This is a genomic window from Candidatus Methanoliparum sp. LAM-1, from assembly GCF_020885915.1.
Lineage (GTDB): Archaea > Halobacteriota > Methanoliparia > Methanoliparales > Methanoliparaceae > Methanoliparum > Methanoliparum thermophilum.
The window spans coordinates 1,171,856-1,194,661 of sequence record NZ_AP025251.1 but is presented as its reverse complement, the minus strand read 5'-3'; the positions used below and the strand labels follow the sequence as shown (position 1 = coordinate 1,194,661).

Genomic DNA, 22,806 nt, shown 5'->3' with positions numbered 1-22,806 from the left:
TCAATGCAGTAACATCGCCTTCATAAGCCATTTTGTCAGACCGTGCCAATCGGCATATATGCTCTTTATCTGCGTGAACTCTTTAATGCCTTCCTCAGATGCCAATCTTCCCCATCCACTCTGCTTATATCCTCCAAAAGGCATATCAGAAGATGTCATGTGCCACGTATTCACGAATATGTTACCTGCCTTTATTCTTCTGGCGACTCTTATCGCTCTCTCTTTATCTTTAGTCATTACTCCACCAGCAAGACCGTATATCGTATCGTTCGCAATCTTTATCGCCTCTTCTTCGGTCGAGAAAGGTATTATCGATATGACAGGACCAAATATCTCTTCTCTTGCAATCTTCATATCGTTCCTAACGTCGCTGAATACCGTCGGGGCAATAAAGAATCCGTCTTTCAATTCTTCCTCTTTTAACCTATAACCACCACACAATAAGGTCGCACCTTCTTCTTTACCTGATTCTATGTATCCAAGAACCTTATTCATCTGTTCTTCCGTAACGAGTGGTCCTATGTTCGTCTTTAAGGAGAGGGCATTACCGACGTTCAAAGACCCATATATCTCTGCAGTCTTCTTTGCAACCTCTTTGTATATTTTATCCTGTACAAGGACTCTAGTTCCTGCAAAACATTCTTCACCGTTTGCAAGAGATACGCCCATCGCTGCCATTCTTGCCGCCTCTTCAACCGGAAAGTCGTCGAAGATTATATTTGGAGACTTTCCTCCAAGCTCCAACGTCACCTTCTTAAGATTACCGATCGCGTTTTTTACGATATCCTTTCCAGTTGTTGTCTCACCAGTGAATGCTATATGATCTACCTTCTCGCTCTTAGCCATTTCAGCTCCTACTACAGATCCCGGACCTGTAACCACGTCGAATACACCTTTCGGCAGACCCGCCCTCTCGAACATTCTTGCGATCTCTATGGCAGATAAAGGAGTCTGGCTTGCTGGTTTGAAGACAACAGTGTTTCCGCTTATCAATGCCGCCGGCAATTTCAGTGCCATCTGCCAAAATGGAACGTTCCAAGGTGTTATTAGAGCTACAACTCCATCTTGTTCCCTCAAAACTATCTGATCGATCGGAAATTCGCCATATATTCTATTCGGCTTAGCTAGATCTTCTGCCCTTGTGCAGACGTACTTGAAATTTGGACTCATATCCAAAATCGTTACGATGTGTTGCAATACAGGAACTCCGTTGCAACAAGCATCCATTTTGGAAAGATCCCAAGTCTTCTTTGCTACCATATCAGATACCTTATAGAGAATCTCACTCCTTTCCTTAATCGACATGTTTGGCCATGGTCCGTTGTCGAAAGCATCCCTTGCTGCGTCTATCGCTCTTTTTGTATCCTCAACATCACATTTCTGGCACTCTACGAACGTTTTTCCGGTAGACGGGTTTATTATGCTATAAGTATCTCCTTTAGAAGCAGTCGTCCATTCCCCATCGATGAATACCTTTTGTTCCTCTAATCTTTCTTTATATTTTACCATCTTATTACCTCATGTTTTTACTTCTCTTTTACTTTCAAGATTAAAATTTGCATTACAGATTTACCCCCATCAATCCACCCAAAGAGTTCACAACCCTTCTTGTCAAACTGATCGGGCAGAGTCCAGCCTCCACCAAGGATTTCAGCAGATCTTTAAGCATAGGCGGAAGCAAATCTATCAACATGTCTCTTATCCTCTCTGCGATCTCTAAAATCTTGTCCAATACTGATATAAGACTTTTTGACATCTTATCACCTCCTATTTAAGTGGGAGTGCCGAATAAAGAATCAAACATCTTGGTTAGAGCCTCAAGTAAAGGACTGAATCCTTTGTCCTTTGGAAGAACTGACTCTATAAGACCGGATAGTAGATCACCTATCTTCACACTCTCAAGCAATCCTTTTATTAATTTTAAGAGATTATTAAATAATAAACCTATCATTTTCGGATTAACCAGAGCAGGAATTCCAATTTTTATAATATCTCCGATCGTTCTTCCCAATGTTTCATCATCTATTGAAGATAGAAGATCATAAACAAAACCAGATATAATATCAGAAAGCATTTTTGTATCTTTTTCGAGAAGAGATGAAAGGAAAGTCAATATGCTATTTATACCTTCAACGATTGTGTCTATATCTATTTCCCTTATTATACTTCCTATATCTATACTTGAAAGTATCGTAGTAGGAAGACTTCTTTGTAGAGTTTTACCTAATTCATTGAGTACCTCACCGATAGTATTTACAAGCGGGATAATCGCTCCTCCTATATCCGCAAGAACCTCTATATCTCCCCATATAAGTGTTCTAATCAATTTTGATGCGGATTTTGGATCTATCTCACTTAAAATCTCTCTTAATATCTGTTTTACGAAAGGCGTAGCTATTATATCTGCTAAAATTCTGTCTACCAAATCGATAATCCCTTTCTCTCCTTTTTTTATTTCTATCTCTTTTTCATCCATTTTTATCACTTACAAAGTCTCACACTCATAGAACCATCTTGCAGTCTCCATCTCACAAATTTGTTTGCCCCCCATCCAGAGCTGTATCATTTTTACATCTCTCCATTGTTTTTCTATATCATGATCTCTATCGTATCCGTGTATCCCTAAAATATCCATAGCTTCGCTACAAACTTCGTTACATCTCTCACATACGAAAAGTTTTGTTGCTCTTGATTTTGCACGGATCTCTGAACTAAAATAAGACCCATATTGATCAGGTCTATCGATCATTCGGGCAAATTGGCGAGCCATTAAATGGGATGCCTCTATTTTTGCTGTAATATCTGACAAGACGCCTGCAATCGCATCATTCTCTTTCAACGGTCTTCCATGATACGTCTTTTTAGAAACGTACTCTTTCAAAATCTCATAAACATTCTTCATTGCTCCTACACAATAACTTATAGATCCAAGGACGCCTATATTATCTAAAGTAGACTTGAAGAATACCATATCCTCTCCAGGTCCACAAGCTCTATAATAATCAGGAACTCTTACATTATCAAACCAGATATCTGTATTCAAATCAGCCGCCATACCAGCTTTATGATATGGTTCTCCCCTTTTAACCCCCGGTTTATCTGCCGGAACCATTATTACAGCTAAATCACGATCGTCCGTCGATCCTCTTTTTGTTGTACAGATAACACCATAGAGATCTGCTTCTGCAGAGTTTGTAGGCCAGAGCTTATGCCCGTTTATTACCCATTCGTTACCATCCAATTCTGCTGTCGTCTGTATGGTTCTTCCATGTTCTATCTCAGTATTTTCTATATCAGATCCTCCTTGTGGCTCGGTCATGGCCATACAAGCTATTACAGGTTTATCGCTTTTTGTATATAGATTAGAGATCTCTTCAAGCAACCTCTCGTTCCTTCTCATCGGCAAGAATGCTATCATAAAATTTGACCAACCAATTCCACAACCAAATGCGACAGCTAATCCGGTATCAGCTCTAGCTATTTCTTCCATTACCACATAAGCCGCAGTACCTATCCAATTTGATCCGCCAACATTCCATCCTCCATACTCTGCTGGCCATAGAAACCTTTGCGCACCTATATCTACAAACAACTTCTGATAAAAGGATTCTATACGTGGGTTATGTCTCCATTCTTCGTCGAACGTTCTTCTATAAGGCATAATCTCTTTATCTACAAGGCTTCTAACTATTTTTTTCAACAATTTTTCAATAGGTGCCTCATATTCTTTAGGAACTGTAAAATCGTCTATCGTTCTCATTTATCACCTATATGTTTTTACATTCAAAAAAGTATCTCGTAACATCCATCTTTGCGGGTATTTCTCCCCCAATCATATTTTTTATAGATTTAACATCTCTCCAATGTTTCTCAATATTTCCCTCTCTTGCATAGCCTTCCGATGCCATGGTCTCCATTGCTTTATTTATTGCTTCACATGAAGCATTCATAACCGTTAAAGATATCGACCTTGCAGTCGAAAAGACATCATCATTCCAGCTTTCTCCATAAATTTCAGGCTTAGCTAAAATTCTGGCAAGGTTATGTGTTAATAATCTGGAAGATACGATATCTTTCGACACATCAGCATAGACAGCAGCAACCAAAGGGTTCTCTTTCAAAGTTTGATCATAATGAATCACTCTATCGGTTCCCCATCTTTTAGCTGTCTCGTATACATCCATTATAGAACCAACGCACAAAGCGCTATCACATAGTGCCTTCCATGACAATATCTCTTTGATAACTTTCATATCGGATCCTTTCCATACTACATACTTCTTCGGAAGTTTTATCTTATCAAACGAAAGATCTGCATTCTTATCCGAATTTAAACCCGTCTTAAAAAATGTTTTGCCACGCTTGATTCCTGAAGTATTTTCTGGAACCAGTACATAGAGTAAATCTCCATCGCCTGCTGAAGATATAACGCCAAACATATTTGCCGTACTACCAGAATTTATTGGACGTACATTCCTACCATTTAGGATAACTCCATCATCTCTCAATTCAGCAGTTACTTGTGCGGTCAAACCATAAAAATCATCATCCGTTCTTATTTCAGGATCACCAAAATCAGGCAAAATTAATGATACCGTCTTAATATCATTTGATTTACAAAACAACGGTGCAAGCTCCGAACAAAGCTCATCATTGATATCTGGCTCCAATATTATAGGCAAAAGAGAGCAAAAAGTATTGGCAAAAATGAATCCTATCCCAGAATCTGCTCTTGATATCTCTTCTAGTACCCTGACTAACATACTCGAGACAGCAGGAGTATTCAATCCTTCTCCACCATACTTCTCGGGCCACACCATCTTCTGGAGCCCAATTTCTACGAATAGCTTCTTCATCGCAGGTCCGACGAGCTTGTCTTCATAATCTTCATCGAACTCCTGCCTATTCGGCATTACTTCCTTATCCGCCCAATCCCTGACACTATCGGCAAGCGTCTCGTCCTCCTCGGTCACCCACTCCTTTGGATAAAGGAAAACATCTTTTTTTACCATCTTATTGCCTCTTTATCTTTAATTACGCTGATGTGAATCTAGCAATTATATCGAAAAATGTTTTTACTATTGTCTCAAGAAAAGTGCCTTTAAACAAAGATTCCATAGAAGATCTGAAAGTACTTATTAACGCGTTAATTATCGGTTTTATCATGGACCAAACCGCTTTAAGCAGATTTATCACTGTTTGTATGATGTTTCCTCCGGAAAAACCTTCTTCTTCACTCATTTTAATCTCCTCCTCCAAAATTTATATTTTTATTTTTGACCAGTTCATTCTTAATTTACCTATGTTTTTTAGTATATTTTCTAATATTTAAATATATTCATTAATATCTCATTTTATAATGTCAAATTAAGAATAGGAATGCTAAGCAATTCTATAAAACAAAAGCCTACTTTATCTCCTCGACCCAGTACCTTTAACCGGATAACAGTTTAGGGCAACATTACGACCCCTCTCTTTTATCCTGCTGTCGAATCCTTCGTTGAATGCATCCTTTATGTACTCCATAATGTGCAGTAATTCACGGTTTGTATCCATTACAGAAGAACCGAGTACGTGGCATCTACGTTCAACTTCTTCTCTACCTTTATCTTCTTAAGAATGAAATCCAGCACTATACTTTTATTTTTAGCATACTCATAAAACGAAAAGATTATAGCATAGAATTTACTTTATCATCACGATGGAGAAATTAAAATTAGGAGTACTTGTTTCTGGACGAGGGACTGATCTACAATCGATATTGGATGCGTCTGAAGAAGGGAAGATAAACGCAGAGGTAAGAGTAGTTATAAGTAATAACAAAGATGCTTATGCATTAGAGAGAGCAAAAAAACATAATATCGACGGAATATATATAGAGACTAAAGGAAGAGAGAGAGAGGATTACGAGAAAGATATTGATTTAATCTTAAAAAATTATGGAGCAGATTTGGTAATAGGTGCAGGATGGATGAAAATTCTCACTCCATTCTTTGTAAGAAGATGGAGAGGAAGATTGATAAACATACATCCTTCGTTATTGCCATCTTTTCCCGGTACTTCAGGTCAAAAGGATTCGTTGGAGTATGGAGTGAAAATAACTGGATGCACTACTCATTTTATGAGTGAGACCGTGGATAGTGGGCCTATAATATTACAAGCGGCTGTATTGGTAAGAGATGATGATACGATAGAGACATTGACTCAACGAATTTTAGAAGTTGAGCATCAGATACTACCACGAACGATAGACCTCTTCGAACAGAACAGAATAGTTATCGAGGGACGAAGAGTAAAAATATTGCCTGGAGATTCATGGAGACTTAAATATCCAGTAATTGATGATGTATTATATAGCTATGGATATTAGAGAAGATTTAGACTGGTTTCTTTCATTAAATAAGTTTGGGACTAAATTAGGATTAGAACGGATAGAAAGATTGTTAAAATGTCTTGGTAATCCTGAAAAGAGTTACAAGATAATACATGTTGGAGGTACAAACGGAAAAGGGTCTACCTGTACTTATATAGGATCTATCCTCAAAGAGGCAGGATATAAGACAGGAATATATACCTCTCCTGATTTAGGTAGAAGGGAAGAAAGATTCTCTGTCGATGGTGAATATATCAAGCGGGATGAATTTTTAAGTTTGATACGAGAGGTAAGACCTTATGCAGAAGAGATTAATGCAACAATATTCGAGGTTGAGACGGCTATTGCATTAAGCTATTTTCAATTTAAAAGAGTTGATTTTGCTATTTTAGAGGTAGGTCTTGGTGGTAGATTGGATGCTACAAATGTGGTACTACCTGTAGTCTCGGTAATAACGAACGTTTCTAAAGATCATACCAACATTCTGGGTGATAAAATAGAGGATATAGCCTACGAAAAGGCAGGTATTATAAAAAAAGGTGTTCCTATCGTTACAGGATGCACAGGAAAGGCTTTATCGGTTGTAGAGAGAGTAGCATCTGAAAAAGGCGCTCAAGTAGTGAAGAGAGCAAAATATAAAAGGATATCATTAAACAAAGACTATCAGACCTTCTTAATCGATAACTATATATTGAATACAAGACTAATGGGTAGATACCAAGGAGAAAACTTATCCGTGGTAATAGCTGTTATCAATTGTTTAAGAGATTTGGGATATAACATCTCTGATAAAAATATATTGGAAGGAGTTTTTAAATCTGATATAAAAGGAAGAATGGAGTTTATTGAGGATAATATCATTCTTGATGGAGCACATAATGTAAAAGGAATAGAATATCTGTTTAAATCTTTAAGAGATTATAGATACGATAAGCTTATTCTGGTTATAGGGATATTGGGAGATAAAGATATAGACGGTATGATTGAGAGGATGAAAGCAGATTTAGCGATAATAACACGATCAAAAAATCCGAGAAGCGAGAATCCTAAAGATCTATCAAAAAAATTTAAAAACATTCATAAGGATACAAGATTGTTTGTTATGGAAGACCTTAAGAATGCAATATATATGGCAAAAAAAATTGCGTCTAAAAGGGATATTATATGTATTACAGGATCGCTTTATCTGGTAGGAGAGGCGAGAGAGATATTGATACAGAGACGAACCAAGGATACTCTCTTGTCTATAAACGGTTAATGAGGACTTTAGATATCTGTTCGCATGAAAATCACGAAAGGAGCAAGACCGCTATTATGGGAGTATTGAATGTGACACCAGACTCGTTTTATGATGGAGGAAGATTTTTCAATGTCGATCTGGCTGTTATGCATGGTTTGGAACTCATCGATGCAGGTGCAGATATATTGGATATTGGTGGAGAATCTACCCGCCCAGGATCGATACCTATAGATGCAAAAGAAGAGATCGATCGGGTTATTCCTGTTATAAAGATTCTTGGTGAGATAACAGATATACCGATCTCTATCGATACTTATAAGAGCGAGGTTGCCGAGACAGCGATAAAATACGGTGCAACGATGATAAACGATATAAGTGCTCTTCGTTTTGATGAAGATATGGGAGATATCGCGGCAGAATACGACCTTCCAATATCTCTAATGCATATGCAAGGAATACCGAGAGATATGCAGGTAAATCCACAGTATAGAGATATTATGCAGGAGATAATCTATTTTTTTAAAGAAAGAATGGATTTTGCAATTGAAAAAGGAATATCTGAAGATAAGATTATCATAGACCCCGGAATAGGTTTTGGAAAGAGAACTGGGGATGGAATAGAAGATAACTGTACCATTCTCAAGAGATTAAGAGAGCTTAAATCTTTGAATAAGCCTATATTGGTTGGTACATCCAGAAAAACGTTTATCAGCAATATATGCAATGAATCATCACCTGAAGATCGGTTAATAGGCAGTCTTGCCACAGTAGCAATAGCAGTGGCGAATGGGGCTGACATAGTGAGAGTTCATGATGTAAGAGAGACGAAAGACGTTGTCGATGTGGTATCCAACATCTGTCGAAGATAGTGGAGATCATGAATATTGTTTTAGGGATAGAAGGGACTGCATGGAATTTGAGTGCAGCCATCGTCGAGGAAGATAAAATCTTATCCGAGTATAGTCTACCATATCAACCTGTAGGGGGTGGGATTCATCCAAGAGATGCTGCTCAAAGCCATGCTACTAACATCAAGAAGGTAATCTCTACCGTGTTAGATAAGGCAGATATCGACCCAAAAAATATAAACGGTGTTGCTTTCTCTATAGGACCTGGAATGGGACCTTGTTTAAGAACTGTTGCCACAGCGGCAAGAGCGTTGTCTTTACTATTAGATATTCCTTTAATCGGTGTAAATCATTGTATAGCCCATATAGAGATTGGAAAATGGCTTACCGGTGCAAAAAATCCGTTGATACTCTATGTGAGTGGGGCTAACTCCCAAGTTATTGGACTTAGAGGCAGACGATATAATATCTATGGTGAGACTTTAGATATTGGTATAGGTAACGCCATAGATAAATTTTCAAGAGCCTTCAATATAAGACATCCTGGTGGCCCAAAGATAGAAGAATTGGCTAAAAAAGGAGAAAGGTATATAAAACTGCCTTATGTCGTTAAAGGAATGGATTTTTCGTTTTCAGGTCTTGTAACCGCTGCTATAAATGCCGTTAATAGAGAGGAATTTTCGATCTATGATGTCTCATTTAGTTTGCAAGAGAACGCATTTTCTATGCTTGTAGAGGTTACGGAGAGAGCCCTTGCGTATACCGATACACATGAACTTTTATTAACCGGTGGCGTTGGGGCAAATTCTCGGTTGAGAGAGATGTTAAAGATTATGTGCGAAGATAGAGATGTGAGATTTTTTGTTCCAGATAAGAAGTATATGGGAGATAATGGAGTAATGATCGCTTATACTGGTCTTTTAATGTTAAAAAGCGGTATTACAATAAAAGTAGAAGATTCCACGGTCAAACCTAATTTTAGACCTGATGAGGTTGAGATAAAGTGGTAATAAAGGGTGCCGAGGCAGATGTAGAATTTGATGAAGATAACGGTATAGTCATTAAAAAACGTCTTCCTAAACGATATAGGATAAAACAACTCGATGATATCATAAGGCAGGAGCGAACAAAGATAGAGGCAAAAATAATGGCAGACGCTCGAAAAGTAGGAGTTCCTACACCTATAATACTTGATATAACCCATGATACGATAAAGATGGAACTTATCAATGGAGTTACTCTCAAAGAGGTGATAGATGAAAGGCTTATAGAGCGGGTTGGTGAACATGTTGGCAAGATGCATAAGAGAGGGATCGTACATGGTGATCTTACAACAGCAAACATGATCTATTCCCCAGAAGAGGACGTGATATACCTGATAGATTTTGGACTGTCAAGATACGATGAAGAGGTGGAAGGGCGTGGAGTAGATATCCATGTCCTATTTCAAATGTTGCATATCTATGATAATTATGATAAACTCGAAGAGTCTTTTATTAAAGGGTATAAAAAAGTCTTTGATAAGGCAGAGGAAGTACTCGATAGAGTAAAAAAGATAGAAAAAAGAGGCAGATATAAGCATGAGTAGATTACGGTTTGTTACATCTAACAAGGAAAAATTCTACGAGGTTAAACATCTATTAAGCGATTATGATATAGAGATGTTTAACGTGGGTTATCCAGAGATACAAGCATCCGATTTGGAGGATGTAGCATACTATGGAATAACGTATCTCTGGAATAATTATGGAGGGGATATCTTTTTAGAAGATTCTGGTCTATTTATACATAAATTAAATGGATTTCCTGGAGTTTTCTCCTCTTACGTCCACGATACAATAGGAAATAAAGGAATTCTAAGATTGTTATCCGGTGAAAAAGACAGAAGAGCTTATTTTAAATCGGTTATATCTTATTGTAACAAGAAAGGAGATATAAAATTATTCAGTGGAAGAGTAGATGGATTTATATTCCATGAAGAGAGGGGGAAGAATGGGTTTGGTTTCGATCCAATATTTTTATATAATGGAAGGACGTTTGGAGAGATATCACTCGATGAAAAGAATAAAAAATCACATAGAGGATCTGCTGTGAGTAAATTTAAAAAATTTTTAGAGAATAATTTTAAAGAGGTGTTATAAAAATGGCAAGAATGTATGCACGGAGAAAGGGAAAGGCTGGTTCTACACGTCCATACAGAACAAGCGCTCCTGAATGGTCTTTAAGAGATAAAGAGGAGATCAAAGAGATTATATTAAATCTAGCATCGAAAGGATTCTCCACCTCAGAGATCGGTATGATCTTAAGAGATTCTTATGGCGTGCCAAGTACTAAACTTATACTTAATAAAAAGATAACAAAGGTTTTAAAAGAGGAAAATAAAGCTCCAAATATTCCTGAAGATTTAGAAAACCTTATAAAAAAGGCAATTAGATTAAAAAAGCATTTGGATGCTAATAAGAAAGATTTACATAATAGACGTGCCTTGCAATTGACTGAATCTAAGATAAGACGACTTATGAAGTATTATAAACGAGAGAAAGTTCTGCCAGAGACATGGGTTTACGATAGGGAGAAGGCAGAGATGATGGTCTCCAAGTAGGTTTAAAATGTTAAAATTTTTCTTATTGTAATCATCTTTATGTATGGAGAAATTAGCAAAAGATCTGGATAATGCAGTAGAGTTTATAAAACTGGCTGAGAGGATACGTATCTTTTCTCATAACGATGCTGATGGTATATCTGCTGCAGGGATACTATGCAACGCTCTTTTAAGAAAAAATAAACGGTGTCAGATCACAATCATTAAATCTTTCGATAAAAATATCTTAAACGGCGTTTCAAAAGACGAGTTAGTAGTTTTCTGTGATATGGGAAGCAACGATATTGAAGATATTTCATCAACCGGTTTGAAGGCTGTTATCCTGGATCATCATATCTTCGATAAGAAAGACGATTACGATAACATAGTTCATATAAATCCCTATTTTTATGGTATAGATGGAAGTAAAGAGTTATCTGCATCGGGTGTCTCTTATTTTCTATCTAAAAAATTAGGTAAAAATGAGGATCTGTCATATCTTGCGATTGTAGGAGCTATTGGAGATAAACAAGACTTAGAAAAGGCAAACGAGATTATTTTGAACGAGGCATTAAAACACAATCTTATCGAGAAGAGGAGAAACATCAAGCTTAGTGGAGAAGATCTTTTAACCGGACTGGTTCATTCTATCGATCCTTATTTTGACTTTTCAGGTGATGAGACTGGTGTTAAATCTTTTTTGGATCGATTAAATATAAAACACGATAAAAAAATTTATAATCTATCCAAGGAAGAGATAGAGCTCTTATTTAAATCCTTGATTAAGATGTTGCCGGATAATCTGCCTGATGAGGTTAAAAATTGCATTGTTGGAGATACTTTCTTTATGAAGGAGGGGCATATCAAAAATCTTTTATTCTTGGTGGATATTTTAAACTCTTGCGGAAAGATGGGTAAATCAGGATTAGCTTTATCTTTATGCTTGAAAGGGAAATATAAATCTAAAGATGAAACTATCATACCATACCATAATTCAGAAGAGTTTTTAAATAATTTAAAAGAGGCGGAAAGATATACATCAGATTTTAAAATTAGCGTTATAAAAGAGGTTAAAAACGCTAAGACGAGATTAAAAAAGAGAAAAAATTTGCAATATATCGAGATAGATAAGGAAGGGATAACTGGAGAAGTTGCAAGCACTATTATAAGGTATATCTCTCCAGATTTACCTATTTTTGTTATTAATAAAGCAAACGGCGATGGTGAGATAAAGATATCTACCAGAGGGACAAGATCTCTGGTTAAAAAAGGGGTCGACCTGGCAAAAGTAACGAAAATATCAGCCAAAAAAGTGGGTGGACGTGGCGGCGGGCATAATATTGCATCCGGGGCAAGTATTCCTTCGGATAAAGAAGATCTGTTTTTGGACATTGCTGACGATATTATAAAAAGGCAGATGGGCTTGTAGTATGAAGATTAAAGGAAGAATTTATATACGAGATAAGTATTCATCCCTCATTGATAAGGCGATATCTCCGGATAACATACCCAGCATCAAGAGATATATAGACGATGAAGGATTAGAGATCTCGGTTGATTCTTCCAGTATCGGATCTCTCTTACTTACTTTAGATGATCTATTGATAAACATAAAGGTTACAATGGATATATATAACATTCTCGATACTAAAATATGAAAAATGGGATTTTAAGATGAACGATTTAGAGTTTCATTTGAAAGGGACAATTAAAACGAATAGAAATGTAGAACATGCAAAAGAGGATATATATAATCTTATAAAAGAGGCAAACGAGAGTTTGTTGGTAAAAGGTGCACCAAAGGGCAAAGGTGCAAAAGTATCGAATATCAACGTCTCGAATGATAAGATCTCGTTAGAAATTTTTTCAGATAGATATGTACGGGCGCATGATGCACTCATACGGCTTTACAATCCATTGAGAAAGTTGCTCGGAAAAAAATATCAGATAGGACTTAGAGGGATAAGCACCGAGTATTACTGTATTAAACTCGATAAAAATGTAGATTTAGATGATATAAAGATTGTTCTCAATGATATACCCGAGATCAAGGATGTTAACAATAATGAAGGAAAAATAGAGATTTATCTTAAAGAGCTCTCTGAGAGCGATCTTAGGTCTCATTCTATCGATAGAATAATAGGACTATTAAAAGATGAATCGCTTAAAACAGCTGATAAAGATTATCTGGTTTATAAGATTGCAAAGATCGAGCCTGGAACCATCCTTTACAGATGTAAGAATAGGGTAAAACTGGCTTTAGATAGGGATCCAACCGAGATAGCAGAAGAGATCGGTTGGATTAAACGATTTCCAGGAAAAGGACAATGGATATATCTGCCACCGTATGCCAAGTTGTTTCGAGCGATATCAGATATAATAGTCGAAGAGGTGCCTGAAAAATTAGGTTTTTCGGAAGCGTTATTTCCAAAATTGATACCTCTCGAGATTATGAAGAAGATGAGGTATCTGGAAGGATTGCCTGAAGGGATGTATTATGTATCCTCGCCGAAAAGGGATCCTAATATATATGAACGATTCAAGAAAGAACTGGCTATCAGAGATGAGATACCTATTGAGATATTAAAAGAGGGGCTTAAAGATCCGTCTTATGTCTTAGCACCCGCACAATGCGAACCTTTTTATCAAATATTCTCACACGAGATGGTAGATCTTGATGAACTACCGATAAAGATGTTTGATCGATCTGGGTTTACGTATAGATGGGAAGGCGGAGCTACAAAAGGGTTGGATAGAGTAAACGAGTTTCAAAGGATCGAGATGGTCTTTTTAGGTACGTTAGATCAAGTTAAGGAGATCGCAGATGATTGTCTTAAGGCATATATGGATGTTATGGATTTGATGGGATTGAATTGGCATGTAGAGGTTGGTGACGATCCATTTTATTTAGAAGGGTTGAGAGAGGAGAAAAGAGATATAGAGTATCCAGAAATCCCTAAATTTGAGGTAAGAGTGGAAACTGTTGGAGGAAGGACGGTATCTATCGGATCTGTAAATCTACATGGTACGCATTTTGTTACAGGTTTCTCTATCCGCTCACCAAAGCCTATATGGACAGGTTGTATAGGATTTGGCATATCAAGGTGGGTGGCTGTATTCTTGTCTCATTATGGGTTTGATATTGAAAAATGGCCCTCTATAATTAAAGAGAGGGTTAGAGAATTACCTAAAGTTACAAAAACATTAGAATGGCCTAAAAAAAGGTGATATCATGGCTAAAAAAGTTAGAAAATCTATCGATAAATGGAAACAAAAAAAGTGGTACACGTTAGTAGCTCCTGAAGCGTTCGGCAACACTGAGCTGAAGGAGACTTTAGCAGACGATCAAACCAAACTTATAGGAAGAAAGGTTAAAATAACCTTGGCTGATATAATAAATGATTGGAGCAAGCAGAATATTAAATTATTCTTTAAAATAGATAGAATTGAGGGAGATAAGGCTTATACTAGGTTTGATTCTCACGAATTAACCAGAGATTATCTAAGAAGTCTTGTAAGGCGAAGGACATCTATAATAGCAAGTAATTTTGTGGTAACGACGAGTGATGGATATAAGATCAGGATAAAACCTTGTGCTTTTACATTAAAAAGGATACAAACAACAAAAAAGAAAAAAATTAGGTCGATCATGGAAAATATAACCGAAAACACCGCAAAAAAATTGGAATTCAATCAATTTATCCAGGCAGTTGTTTTAGGAAAGCTTGCATCTGATATATATAAAGAGGCGAGATTTATATCTCCATTAAGACGAGTAGATATTGGAAAGACTCAGTTAATCTCTATGCCTATGGGTAATTTAAACCAAGACACATATTCAGAAGACGTTAAAGGTATAACCGTTTAATATATGAAGAAAAAGATACTGTTTATCGTTTTAGACGGTGCTGCCGATCGGCCTGTTTTAATCGATGGAGAAAAAAAGACGCCGTTTAGCGACGCTAATCTTAGGAATATAAACCAGATAGCAAGAGATGGCATAAACGGTATTATGGATGTAATATCTCCTGGAATACCTCCAGGATCAGATGTTGGGCATTTATCCCTTCTTGGATACGATCCTTATCGGATTTATACCGGTCGTGGACCATTAGAGGCTATAGGTGCCGGAATAAGCGTTAAAAAAGGAGATTTAGCGTTTAGATGCAATTTTGCTACGTATAAAGATGGTATAATCTTAGATAGGCGGGCAGGAAGGATCAACGATACCGACGGGTTGGCAGAAGCTATAGAACAGAATGTAAAACTAAAGGTTGATTTTTTGTTTAAAAGATCGGCGGGTCATAGGGCTGCATTGGTCCTTAGAGGTGATGGATTGAGTTATAAAATTACAGATGTCGATCCTGGGGATGATAATCTACCGTTAAAGAAGGCTGAACCTTTGGATGAGACAGCAGAAAAAACAGCCGAGATTTTGAACGATTTTGTCGAGCAGAGTATCAAGATTTTATCCAACCATCCGATAAACGAGGAGAGAAAAAAGAGAGGATTGCCAATAGCAAACGTGATTCTTCCACGTGGTGCTGGTATTGTACCTATTGTTGAAAAATTCGAAGAAAAATATGGATTAAAAGGTGCTGCAGTTGCTGCAACAGGATTGGTCATAGGCATATCTAGGTTATGTGGGCTTGATTTTACTTTTACAGAGGGTGCAACAGGGGGTATTGATACTAATATAGATAATAAGGTGAAGAGCGCACTTCTGTTACTGGATACTCATGATTTTGTATTGATGAATATAAAAGGTGCTGATGAGGCAGGACACGATAGAGATTTTTCAAAAAAGAGGAGATTTTTAGAGAGGATAGATGCTGCATTCGAAAAGCTGGTTGGGTTGGAGGATACAATCATTGCTATTACTTCAGATCATACGACTCCTGTATCGGTAGGAAACCATACAGGTGATCCTGTACCGATCTGTATATCTGGCGAAGGCGTGCGAACTGATGAGGTAGAGAGGTTTAACGAGTTTGAATGCGCAAATGGTGGATTGGGTAGGATTAGAGGAAAAGATTTGATGCTCATCTTACTCGATCTTGTAGGCAGAGGTAAGAAGTTCGGTGCATAATATACTTATATGGTGCCGAATCAGCTCATAACACTCCTTTAAAAACTCATACAGCCATCCATGTATGCCGCCCGGACGATGATGGGGGCGCCAGAAGAGGTTAAAAACAGCAGAGTGGTGGATCTCTCTTTTCTGTGGTAATATATACCGTTAAAGGTCTCTCTGCTTCTTCCCACTTCTTATTTTTCAGAAAAGAGACGGTAAAGAGCTTATCTTCTTTATTCAGATACCCAAGCGATTTACAATACCTCGCGATCTCTTTTTCTCCCCCATATCATTAAGCTATTTCTCCCGTCATCGATTCTCATTCATCACCCATACCCAACAGGTGGCTGATCAGATCCCTACACGCTTTTAAAAACTCCTCCATACAACCTTCCATGTATGCCGCCCGGACGACGACGGGAGCGCCGCATATCCATATCAGGTTGTGAAAGAAGCTCTCAAAGAAGGATGCGAAGGGAACGAAAGAGTCTATGAAAGAGTCTATTATATAATAACCGGCGAGATAGTTGAGCAGGATAGAGGAAATGCACCCAATGAAAGCTCCTAAGGTAGCGAAGTAGCGCCCGAGCCAGGGAGGACAGAACCACCCGAGAAGAGCGCCCGTGGTAGCAAAGATGCCGCCAATAAAACCAATAATCATTAAAATTGTCGAAACGAAATTCCCCCAAACACAGGAATTTACCCAATCGAGACAGGATAAACAATCCATTTATATCACCCAAACCAGAATTTTAAGCACTTTCCGATCGGGGCAAAGATACATCCGATAATACACAGTATAGTAGATCCACAGCACATCGCAAGGGTGGGGCAGGAGACCAAAATGTCCTGCTCCAAGACGTGCGCGATTATGTCGAAGATACAGTTGGTTATTAACATATCATCACTCCACTCTGCTTTACGAAATTCAATTTTATCCCAGATCGGCAACCTCATCCTTAAGATCGGCAACCTCATCCTTAAGATCGGCTACCTTATCCTCAAGATCGGCTACCTTATCCTTAAGATCGGCTACCTTATCCTCAAGATCGGCTACCTTATCCTTAAGATCGGCATTCTCCTCTTTTAATTTATCATTCTCTAATTTAAGATCGTTATACTGCTTCGTTAAATTCCAGACCTTCTCCGTCAACTCCTCATTCGTCCAGGGTTCTTCAGGCGGTTTCTCCGGGGGCTTCTCCGGGGGCTTCTCCTCTTTCTCAGGTATGCACGGAAAGATCTGGGCACTCGTAAGGAAGGCGCATCCGACGGTGATTACTAATACAGCGAAGACGATCAGACGATATCGATCCATCTACCAACCCATCAGTTTCCAGATCATCTCCGCGTTCGAGTGGAAGAACTCACCTATCCCACCTTTGACGAAGGCTACGGGGACGTCTACGAACGTCTCTATGCAACTAAATGCACATTCCATCTTTTATTCACCTCCTAACACAGGTATCAGATCTGCCAATCCTGAGAAGATTCCACCCAACGTCGAACCGCCGCAGATCCCACAAATCGCTATGCTTACATCCATTCAACTCACCTTCACGAAGGAAAGCATAGTAGGCAGAGCTTCCCACAAGTTCCAAAAATACATCCTGTGGCCCACTCCAATAACGCCCCACAGCTCATCCATGCTATCGGCTCAGAACAAAGAATAAGATTACAGGCCTCTTCATCCTTCCACATTCTTCTTATCTTTCTAATATTCATTTCTTCACCTCACTTATTTCCCACAACACGCCCCTAAACAATCGGGTATGATGCCGATACATCCCTGTCTCCCGATGCAGCTCTTTATGCAATCGGTTATCATAGGCACGAGACAGTCCCTCGTGCATGCCATTAAGCATTCCATTTCTCCACCTCAATTTTTGAGATCATATAAAATAAAACAAAAAATTCCTAAGTATCACCGGCGTTTTATGCTCCCAAGAGTCCCGCACACTGCTTTATACACTCATTGATTATTGGGACAGCGGCTCCCCGAAGCATTCCCTGACCACCACAGATCAGGGTATCTATAAAAATACTCCAGGCTTCACAAGTGCAGAGACCCACGCATATTTCCGTCACGCATCCCATTGCATCCTCTTCTCTGAGCATCCTTTTCAACTTTTTCATAAGCATATTCTTCACCTCTTTTTTTATTTTTTATCTTTCATGCTATATTATTAATCGGCTGGGTATATAAATTTTTTGCTTTTTATCCATATATAAACTTTTTTATATATATATATTTTATATATATATCATGAATTATTGATATATATAAAAATTCATAAACTCTTGGTTATGTAGTAATGCCGTCTGTTAAATTCTGCGATATTACTTACAAGTAATTTTTCAAGATTTTCGCCAACCAAAGGTGTGCAAAATGTCTTCATACCGTGCGGAAGTTTGCCCATCGTCATGTATGGAAAGTGAACCTCCCAATAAACTCCCACTCTTTCACCTGAAGGTATATCCTTCACTCGATCTTCGACCATCTCTATGTACGAATGGACGAACTTGAGATACTCCTCTGCTCTCTTCTCTTCTCCGAGTATTATCCCCAGATTTCTCACATCACGATCATAAGTCTCCGGTTTCCACAGATTCAGATAGACCACCTTGATGCCAGCGGCTTCCATCTTCTCTTTAAATCCAGGGAGAAACATAAGATCACTTGCGGCGATCACCACATCTGGTTCCAGATCGATGATCTTCTCGTAGCTTGGAAAGTGGTGGAGTCCGACTGTAGGTTTATTCTGTAATGTCGGATAGAACTCTGGTTCTGCCAGAGGTATCAGATCGATACCGACGAGTTTATCTTCTCCCCCCAATGCGACGATTACCTCATCCGCAAAGAGGTTCACGTTTACCACACGCTCCACAGGATACGGTATCTCAACCCTATTTCCCAACGAATCTATGATAGTAACGATCTTTTTTTTATCAGCCTTTCCTTTATCAGCATACGTTACCGGAGCCAAAAACATGGTACAGACGATCAGACAGGCGAGCATCGCTTCTATAATTTTTTTATTCATCCTTTTTTTTTACCTCCCAATTATTCAAGCATCCGTTTTATCGTTGGGTATATAAATAATCTGCCCTAAAAAAGCTCGGTTTTGATAAAAACTCCTACTTTTGTTAGGATTTTGGAAAAAAACTAACTTCTACCAGAAAAGATGGGGATTTGATAAACATCCTTGGGTAAATGTTCCGCAAATCTGCTCTATTGTTACATTAATGCATGCTGCTATCTTATATCATCTCCTTTTTTATTTTTATCTTATATTTAACAACGTTTATACTTTTACTTATAAAAAATATAAACCATCATAGATACTACGTGTTTATAAACCTTTCCATTTTTTTGTGCTATTTTTAAGTTTATTTTAGTATATAAATTTAAAAAGAGAATGTTTATAAAGTATTACAAATTTTGTTATTGATAACACAAAATCAGAAAAATTAATAAGAAAGTAATAATATTAGAATGCAGTCAAGAAGCAAAGAAGGTGTATGTGAATGGATAAAAAAAAAGGATTATTTACATGTATAATCATATCGGTTATAGTATTTTCTTTTTTGTTGCCAATGATATCCTATGCAAACGATAATAAAAAGGATGATATACAAGTGGTTGACTCAACAGGCAATATTAAAACTATCACTAAACCTGTAAATCGGATCGTAGTGTTAAACCCAGATGCTGCCCAGGCTGTGAAGGTTCTAGGTAAAGAAGATAGAATCGTTGGTATAGATGCTAGTATTGAAGTACAACCCACATTATTTCCTAATATATCAAAACTACCCTCAATAGGAATAGCAGCCCCTATTATAATAAATATTGAAGCTATAAAGCGACTAAATCCTGATTTGGTTATTGCTTATTCTCCTGGTATATACAATCCTGGATATGATAGTTTAGAAGCAAAATTAGAGCCGGAGATACAGGTTATTAGGCTTGATCTATATTCGTTACCAGATTTGAAAGATGAGATGCTAACATTAGGTAAGATATTAGATGCGGAAGAAGAAGCAGAGGAATACGTCAAATGGTGCGAAGAGTGGATGGAAAAGATCGAGCATAATCTAAGCTATATTTCTTATGACAAACAACCGAGAGTTTATATGGAGATGGGAACTCTACCGCCTTCGTTTATTAGAGGAATGAGTACATTTCAGATACCTGGTAGGTTTGTTTTCAATGGAGATAACGAGATGGTTTCCTACTTTGATAAGATTAAAGTAAAAAATATTGCTGATGATCTCTCCTCTTTAAAATTTTATAATATAGGCGGAGAACCTATCGAGATAATGAAGGGTTACTCTACGGTTGATTCGAAATGGATAGTAATGAAAGATCCAGATATTATAATTGGTGGAGCACTAGGTTTCAATATGAGAGTAGGCGGGTATGAAACGGATGATGCCGAAGAAAACGATGTTAAAAAATTTTATCTACCGGAAAGCATAAAAACAATGGGTAATTCGATGTTAGATCCAAAAAAAATATCTATGAAGTCTTATTATGATGAAATCATCGGTTTAAACGGATTCAATCATATAACTGCGGTAAAGAATGGTCAAGTTCATGTGATACATCACACGATTGCATGCGGTCCGGCGTCTCCTGTTGCGGTAGCGTATTATGCCAAATGGGCATATCCTCATGAAATGAAAGATATAGATCCTGAAGTTATGCATCAAGAGTATATAGACAGATTTATGAAGATAGATTTTGATGTAAAAGAGCAAGGTGTCTTTGTTTATCCAAATTAATAATTAGGTGGTATGGATTGAAAAAAGAATCTGGTGATCAGATTAAGAAAGAATATAAGAAGAAGAACAAGATAAAAGTTATATTCCTTCTATTATCCATAATTGTAACTGTAATCTTGATCAGCGTTTATCCAACCATCGGTACTGTGGATGTATCGGTATCCGACATATATACGGTTATTTTAAACAAAATTTCTCCAGAAGAAGACGAGCTTGTCAACGATATCGTCTTGGAACGGGTCAACAGATGTATAGTTGGACTTCTAATAGGTGCCGGATTGGCTATATCTGGGACTACCATGCAGGGTATCTTAAGGAACAAATTTGCGTCGCCTTTTACTCTTGGAATATTCTCGATGGCTGCAGTAGGTATGGTTATAGGAAGCTCTTTAAATCTTGGCACTCCTTTTATAGTATTCTTATCTTCTCTACTTGCATTTTTGCCCTTTCTATTTTACTATTACCTTTCGAGATACAGAGAAATCGGTCCGGAGACTATGGTCCTGATAGGCATCGCATTGGTCTTTACATTGCTACCTTTATCCCTGTTAAGCGGTTTTGGTAGCATAAAAGCGGTTTCATGGACCGATGTCCTTATTATGTCTATCTTTCTGATTGCCTGTTTTTTCATCTTAATCTTTAACGCATGGAATATAAATATGATAAGTTTGGGGGATACCACTGCAAAGACTCTTGGTATCGAGGTAGATCGGGTAAAGTTTATCTCCTTGCTTATTTCTGCGCTTATCGTCGCTATTGTTGTATCTTTCGCGAGTATGATACCTTTTATCGGATTGGTTGCTCCTTTCTTATGCAGGCCGATCGTTGGTAACGATAATCGGTTTTTAATACCTACTACTGCTTTCGTTGGATCATCTTTAGTATTGATGCTGGATGGATTAGGTAGGACGATAATGGCACCTATGATATTACCTGCAGGTATCCTATCGATGTTTCTTGGAGGTCCTGTCCTTCTCTATCTGGCTATAAAAAAGGAAAAACAGGGGTGGTTATAGTAATGGTATCACGATTAGAGGTAGAAAATATAGAATTCAGGTATAAAAATCGTAACGTCACAAATCAAAGATTTGCGAACATCGAATCTTCGATTCGAGATATCTCTTTTAAGATGGATTCACCCGGAATATTGGGAATAGTTGGCCCGAACGGTGCTGGAAAGACGACTTTACTTCGCTGTATAAGTAGAATCTTAAAACCGGTAAAAGGAAGAGTGATGCTAAACGGAGTGGATATATGGTCTATTGAGAGGAAAGAGATGGCGAAATTTATCGGATACATCTCACAACCATTTAATTTTATGCATATTTCCGTATTTGATCTGGTTTTAGCAGGACGAACCCCTTATTTTTCATGGTTTAGCAGGGATAAGGATATCGATAAGGTAGTAAAAATTTTGCATTTATTGGACTTAGAGAATCTGGCGATGCGTAAATATAGCGAGCTTAGTAGCGGACAACAACAAAAAGTTCTTATCGCTCGTCTTTTGGTCCAGAATCCAGATTTTGTCTTGATGGATGAACCTACGGCCAATCTTGATATAAAACATCAGTTGGAGGTTATGGAGATCATCAAAAATTTGGTATCGAAGAATAATCTAAAAGTAATAATGGCAATACACGATCTTAATCTTGCATTGAAGTATGCTGATAAGATTGCAATGATGAAAGATGGGACTATATATAAAATCGGCGAGACTGCCTCTGTATTGACACCTGAAATTATAGAAGAAGTCTTCGAGGTTGAGGTAGAACTGATTAGTCATAACGGAGGATTATACGTCTCTCCGAAAACAAAACAGCACAAGGCTGGACTGCTCAAGGAGGTGCAGGAACGTAGTTCTGCATGAAAACAAATGTTACGAATCAAAGATTTGTGATGTTCTTCACA

Annotated in this window: 26 protein-coding genes; 15 read left to right on the top strand and 11 right to left on the bottom strand. The window is 37.7% G+C overall.

Going from position 1 to position 22,806, the window contains the following annotated elements; genetic code table 11:
- Genes LPC15_RS06535 through LPC15_RS06510 form a run of 6 tightly spaced genes read right to left on the bottom strand, consistent with a single transcriptional unit; the run spans position 1 to position 5,241 of the window.
- The gene (locus tag LPC15_RS06535; RefSeq protein ID WP_229234580.1) at positions 1–1,509 is read right to left on the bottom strand and encodes an aldehyde dehydrogenase family protein; all 1,509 of its coding nucleotides are present in this window, start codon (positions 1,507–1,509) and stop codon (positions 1–3) included.
- A gap of 52 nt (positions 1,510–1,561) precedes the next feature.
- Complete coding sequence (locus LPC15_RS06530) at positions 1,562–1,756, bottom strand: hypothetical protein (protein ID WP_229234579.1); 195 nt, start codon at positions 1,754–1,756, stop codon at positions 1,562–1,564.
- Positions 1,757–1,771: 15 nt separating this feature from the next.
- Entirely contained in the window at positions 1,772–2,476 is a 705-nt protein-coding gene (locus tag LPC15_RS06525; protein WP_229234577.1) for a hypothetical protein, read from the bottom strand.
- A gap of 9 nt (positions 2,477–2,485) precedes the next feature.
- Complete coding sequence (locus LPC15_RS06520) at positions 2,486–3,760, bottom strand: acyl-CoA dehydrogenase family protein (RefSeq protein WP_229234575.1); 1,275 nt, start codon at positions 3,758–3,760, stop codon at positions 2,486–2,488.
- A 7-nt stretch (positions 3,761–3,767) separates the two neighbouring features.
- A complete protein-coding gene (locus LPC15_RS06515; RefSeq protein WP_229234573.1) occupies positions 3,768–5,012 on the bottom strand; it encodes an acyl-CoA dehydrogenase family protein in 1,245 nt (414 codons plus the stop codon).
- Positions 5,013–5,034: 22 nt separating this feature from the next.
- Positions 5,035–5,241 (bottom strand): hypothetical protein, encoded by a 207-nt coding sequence (locus LPC15_RS06510; RefSeq protein ID WP_229234572.1) that lies wholly within the window; start codon positions 5,239–5,241, stop codon positions 5,035–5,037.
- Between the two features lie 460 nt (positions 5,242–5,701).
- Here LPC15_RS06510 and purN point away from each other — a divergent pair, with 460 nt between their 5' ends.
- Genes purN through LPC15_RS06450 form a run of 12 tightly spaced genes read left to right on the top strand, consistent with a single transcriptional unit; the run spans position 5,702 to position 16,131 of the window.
- On the top strand, positions 5,702–6,370 hold the full coding sequence (gene purN / locus LPC15_RS06505; protein ID WP_229234566.1) for a phosphoribosylglycinamide formyltransferase: 669 nt from the start codon (positions 5,702–5,704) through the stop codon (positions 6,368–6,370).
- Positions 6,342–7,631 (top strand): bifunctional folylpolyglutamate synthase/dihydrofolate synthase, encoded by a 1,290-nt coding sequence (locus LPC15_RS06500; protein ID WP_229234564.1) that lies wholly within the window; start codon positions 6,342–6,344, stop codon positions 7,629–7,631. Before purN ends, LPC15_RS06500 begins: the two co-directional genes overlap by 29 nt.
- Positions 7,538–8,482, top strand: a complete 945-nt coding sequence (folP, locus tag LPC15_RS06495) for a dihydropteroate synthase (protein WP_229234562.1) — start codon at positions 7,538–7,540, stop codon at positions 8,480–8,482. Before LPC15_RS06500 ends, folP begins: the two co-directional genes overlap by 94 nt.
- Positions 8,483–8,490: 8 nt before the next feature.
- Positions 8,491–9,471 (top strand): bifunctional N(6)-L-threonylcarbamoyladenine synthase/serine/threonine protein kinase, encoded by a 981-nt coding sequence (locus LPC15_RS06490; RefSeq protein ID WP_229234560.1) that lies wholly within the window; start codon positions 8,491–8,493, stop codon positions 9,469–9,471.
- Positions 9,465–10,049 carry a Kae1-associated kinase Bud32 gene (locus LPC15_RS06485; protein WP_229234559.1) on the top strand — a complete coding sequence of 195 codons (585 nt, stop codon included), beginning with the start codon at positions 9,465–9,467 and terminating at the stop codon, positions 10,047–10,049. Before LPC15_RS06490 ends, LPC15_RS06485 begins: the two co-directional genes overlap by 7 nt.
- A complete protein-coding gene (locus tag LPC15_RS06480; RefSeq protein WP_229234557.1) occupies positions 10,042–10,602 on the top strand; it encodes an XTP/dITP diphosphatase in 561 nt (186 codons plus the stop codon). Before LPC15_RS06485 ends, LPC15_RS06480 begins: the two co-directional genes overlap by 8 nt.
- A gap of 2 nt (positions 10,603–10,604) precedes the next feature.
- Entirely contained in the window at positions 10,605–11,063 is a 459-nt protein-coding gene (locus tag LPC15_RS06475) for a 30S ribosomal protein S15 (RefSeq protein ID WP_229234555.1), read from the top strand.
- 43 nt (positions 11,064–11,106) lie between these two features.
- The gene (locus tag LPC15_RS06470) at positions 11,107–12,471 is read left to right on the top strand and encodes a single-stranded-DNA-specific exonuclease RecJ (protein WP_229234554.1); all 1,365 of its coding nucleotides are present in this window, start codon (positions 11,107–11,109) and stop codon (positions 12,469–12,471) included.
- Position 12,472: 1 nt separating this feature from the next.
- Complete coding sequence (locus tag LPC15_RS06465) at positions 12,473–12,700, top strand: KEOPS complex subunit Pcc1 (protein ID WP_229234552.1); 228 nt, start codon at positions 12,473–12,475, stop codon at positions 12,698–12,700.
- Positions 12,701–12,716: 16 nt separating this feature from the next.
- Positions 12,717–14,270: a serine--tRNA ligase gene (locus LPC15_RS06460; protein ID WP_229234550.1), complete on the top strand. Its 1,554-nt coding sequence runs from the start codon at positions 12,717–12,719 to the stop codon at positions 14,268–14,270.
- Positions 14,271–14,274: 4 nt separating this feature from the next.
- A complete protein-coding gene (locus tag LPC15_RS06455) occupies positions 14,275–14,910 on the top strand; it encodes a 30S ribosomal protein S3ae (protein ID WP_229234549.1) in 636 nt (211 codons plus the stop codon).
- 3 nt (positions 14,911–14,913) lie between these two features.
- Positions 14,914–16,131: a 2,3-bisphosphoglycerate-independent phosphoglycerate mutase gene (locus LPC15_RS06450; RefSeq protein WP_229234547.1), complete on the top strand. Its 1,218-nt coding sequence runs from the start codon at positions 14,914–14,916 to the stop codon at positions 16,129–16,131.
- 304 nt (positions 16,132–16,435) lie between these two features.
- Here the strand turns inward: LPC15_RS06450 and LPC15_RS06445 are convergent, their stop codons facing one another.
- The 5 genes from LPC15_RS06445 to LPC15_RS06425 all read right to left on the bottom strand — a co-directional run bounded on the left by LPC15_RS06445 (position 16,436) and on the right by LPC15_RS06425 (position 19,157).
- Positions 16,436–16,777 carry a hypothetical protein gene (locus tag LPC15_RS06445; protein WP_229234546.1) on the bottom strand — a complete coding sequence of 114 codons (342 nt, stop codon included), beginning with the start codon at positions 16,775–16,777 and terminating at the stop codon, positions 16,436–16,438.
- Between the two features lie 273 nt (positions 16,778–17,050).
- Positions 17,051–17,431, bottom strand: a complete 381-nt coding sequence (locus LPC15_RS06440) for a hypothetical protein (RefSeq protein ID WP_229234545.1) — start codon at positions 17,429–17,431, stop codon at positions 17,051–17,053.
- 239 nt (positions 17,432–17,670) lie between these two features.
- On the bottom strand, positions 17,671–17,838 hold the full coding sequence (locus LPC15_RS06435; protein ID WP_229234544.1) for a hypothetical protein: 168 nt from the start codon (positions 17,836–17,838) through the stop codon (positions 17,671–17,673).
- 210 nt (positions 17,839–18,048) lie between these two features.
- Entirely contained in the window at positions 18,049–18,249 is a 201-nt protein-coding gene (locus LPC15_RS06430; RefSeq protein WP_229234543.1) for a hypothetical protein, read from the bottom strand.
- Positions 18,250–18,404: 155 nt separating this feature from the next.
- The gene (locus LPC15_RS06425; protein ID WP_229234542.1) at positions 18,405–19,157 is read right to left on the bottom strand and encodes an ABC transporter substrate-binding protein; all 753 of its coding nucleotides are present in this window, start codon (positions 19,155–19,157) and stop codon (positions 18,405–18,407) included.
- Positions 19,158–19,641: 484 nt separating this feature from the next.
- Between LPC15_RS06425 and LPC15_RS06420 the strand changes: the two genes are divergently transcribed.
- The 3 genes from LPC15_RS06420 to LPC15_RS06410 are packed head-to-tail and all read left to right on the top strand — an operon-like array spanning position 19,642 to position 22,765.
- Complete coding sequence (locus LPC15_RS06420) at positions 19,642–20,898, top strand: ABC transporter substrate-binding protein (protein WP_229234541.1); 1,257 nt, start codon at positions 19,642–19,644, stop codon at positions 20,896–20,898.
- Between the two features lie 17 nt (positions 20,899–20,915).
- Entirely contained in the window at positions 20,916–21,914 is a 999-nt protein-coding gene (locus LPC15_RS06415) for a FecCD family ABC transporter permease (protein WP_229234540.1), read from the top strand.
- A gap of 2 nt (positions 21,915–21,916) precedes the next feature.
- The gene (locus tag LPC15_RS06410) at positions 21,917–22,765 is read left to right on the top strand and encodes an ABC transporter ATP-binding protein (protein ID WP_229234539.1); all 849 of its coding nucleotides are present in this window, start codon (positions 21,917–21,919) and stop codon (positions 22,763–22,765) included.
- Positions 22,766–22,806: the final 41 nt, after the last annotated feature.

Coding starts and splice junctions, on each gene's coding strand:
- LPC15_RS06525 (WP_229234577.1), bottom strand. CDS start 2,476: ATGGATGAAAAAGAGATAGAAATAAAAAAAGGAGAGAAAGGGATTATC.
- LPC15_RS06530 (WP_229234579.1), bottom strand. CDS start 1,756: ATGTCAAAAAGTCTTATATCAGTATTGGACAAGATTTTAGAGATCGCA.
- LPC15_RS06480 (WP_229234557.1), top strand. CDS start 10,042: ATGAGTAGATTACGGTTTGTTACATCTAACAAGGAAAAATTCTACGAG.
- folP (WP_229234562.1), top strand. CDS start 7,538: ATGTATTACAGGATCGCTTTATCTGGTAGGAGAGGCGAGAGAGATATT.
- LPC15_RS06460 (WP_229234550.1), top strand. CDS start 12,717: ATGAACGATTTAGAGTTTCATTTGAAAGGGACAATTAAAACGAATAGA.
- LPC15_RS06535 (WP_229234580.1), bottom strand. CDS start 1,509: ATGGTAAAATATAAAGAAAGATTAGAGGAACAAAAGGTATTCATCGAT.
- LPC15_RS06455 (WP_229234549.1), top strand. CDS start 14,275: ATGGCTAAAAAAGTTAGAAAATCTATCGATAAATGGAAACAAAAAAAG.
- LPC15_RS06435 (WP_229234544.1), bottom strand. CDS start 17,838: ATGAATATTAGAAAGATAAGAAGAATGTGGAAGGATGAAGAGGCCTGT.
- LPC15_RS06410 (WP_229234539.1), top strand. CDS start 21,917: ATGGTATCACGATTAGAGGTAGAAAATATAGAATTCAGGTATAAAAAT.
- LPC15_RS06515 (WP_229234573.1), bottom strand. CDS start 5,012: ATGGTAAAAAAAGATGTTTTCCTTTATCCAAAGGAGTGGGTGACCGAG.
- LPC15_RS06490 (WP_229234560.1), top strand. CDS start 8,491: ATGAATATTGTTTTAGGGATAGAAGGGACTGCATGGAATTTGAGTGCA.
- LPC15_RS06475 (WP_229234555.1), top strand. CDS start 10,605: ATGGCAAGAATGTATGCACGGAGAAAGGGAAAGGCTGGTTCTACACGT.
- LPC15_RS06430 (WP_229234543.1), bottom strand. CDS start 18,249: ATGAAAAAGTTGAAAAGGATGCTCAGAGAAGAGGATGCAATGGGATGC.
- LPC15_RS06510 (WP_229234572.1), bottom strand. CDS start 5,241: ATGAGTGAAGAAGAAGGTTTTTCCGGAGGAAACATCATACAAACAGTG.
- LPC15_RS06465 (WP_229234552.1), top strand. CDS start 12,473: ATGAAGATTAAAGGAAGAATTTATATACGAGATAAGTATTCATCCCTC.
- LPC15_RS06440 (WP_229234545.1), bottom strand. CDS start 17,431: ATGGATCGATATCGTCTGATCGTCTTCGCTGTATTAGTAATCACCGTC.
- LPC15_RS06500 (WP_229234564.1), top strand. CDS start 6,342: ATGATGTATTATATAGCTATGGATATTAGAGAAGATTTAGACTGGTTT.
- LPC15_RS06425 (WP_229234542.1), bottom strand. CDS start 19,157: ATGAATAAAAAAATTATAGAAGCGATGCTCGCCTGTCTGATCGTCTGT.
- LPC15_RS06470 (WP_229234554.1), top strand. CDS start 11,107: ATGGAGAAATTAGCAAAAGATCTGGATAATGCAGTAGAGTTTATAAAA.
- purN (WP_229234566.1), top strand. CDS start 5,702: ATGGAGAAATTAAAATTAGGAGTACTTGTTTCTGGACGAGGGACTGAT.
- LPC15_RS06450 (WP_229234547.1), top strand. CDS start 14,914: ATGAAGAAAAAGATACTGTTTATCGTTTTAGACGGTGCTGCCGATCGG.
- LPC15_RS06445 (WP_229234546.1), bottom strand. CDS start 16,777: ATGATTATTGGTTTTATTGGCGGCATCTTTGCTACCACGGGCGCTCTT.
- LPC15_RS06420 (WP_229234541.1), top strand. CDS start 19,642: ATGGATAAAAAAAAAGGATTATTTACATGTATAATCATATCGGTTATA.
- LPC15_RS06520 (WP_229234575.1), bottom strand. CDS start 3,760: ATGAGAACGATAGACGATTTTACAGTTCCTAAAGAATATGAGGCACCT.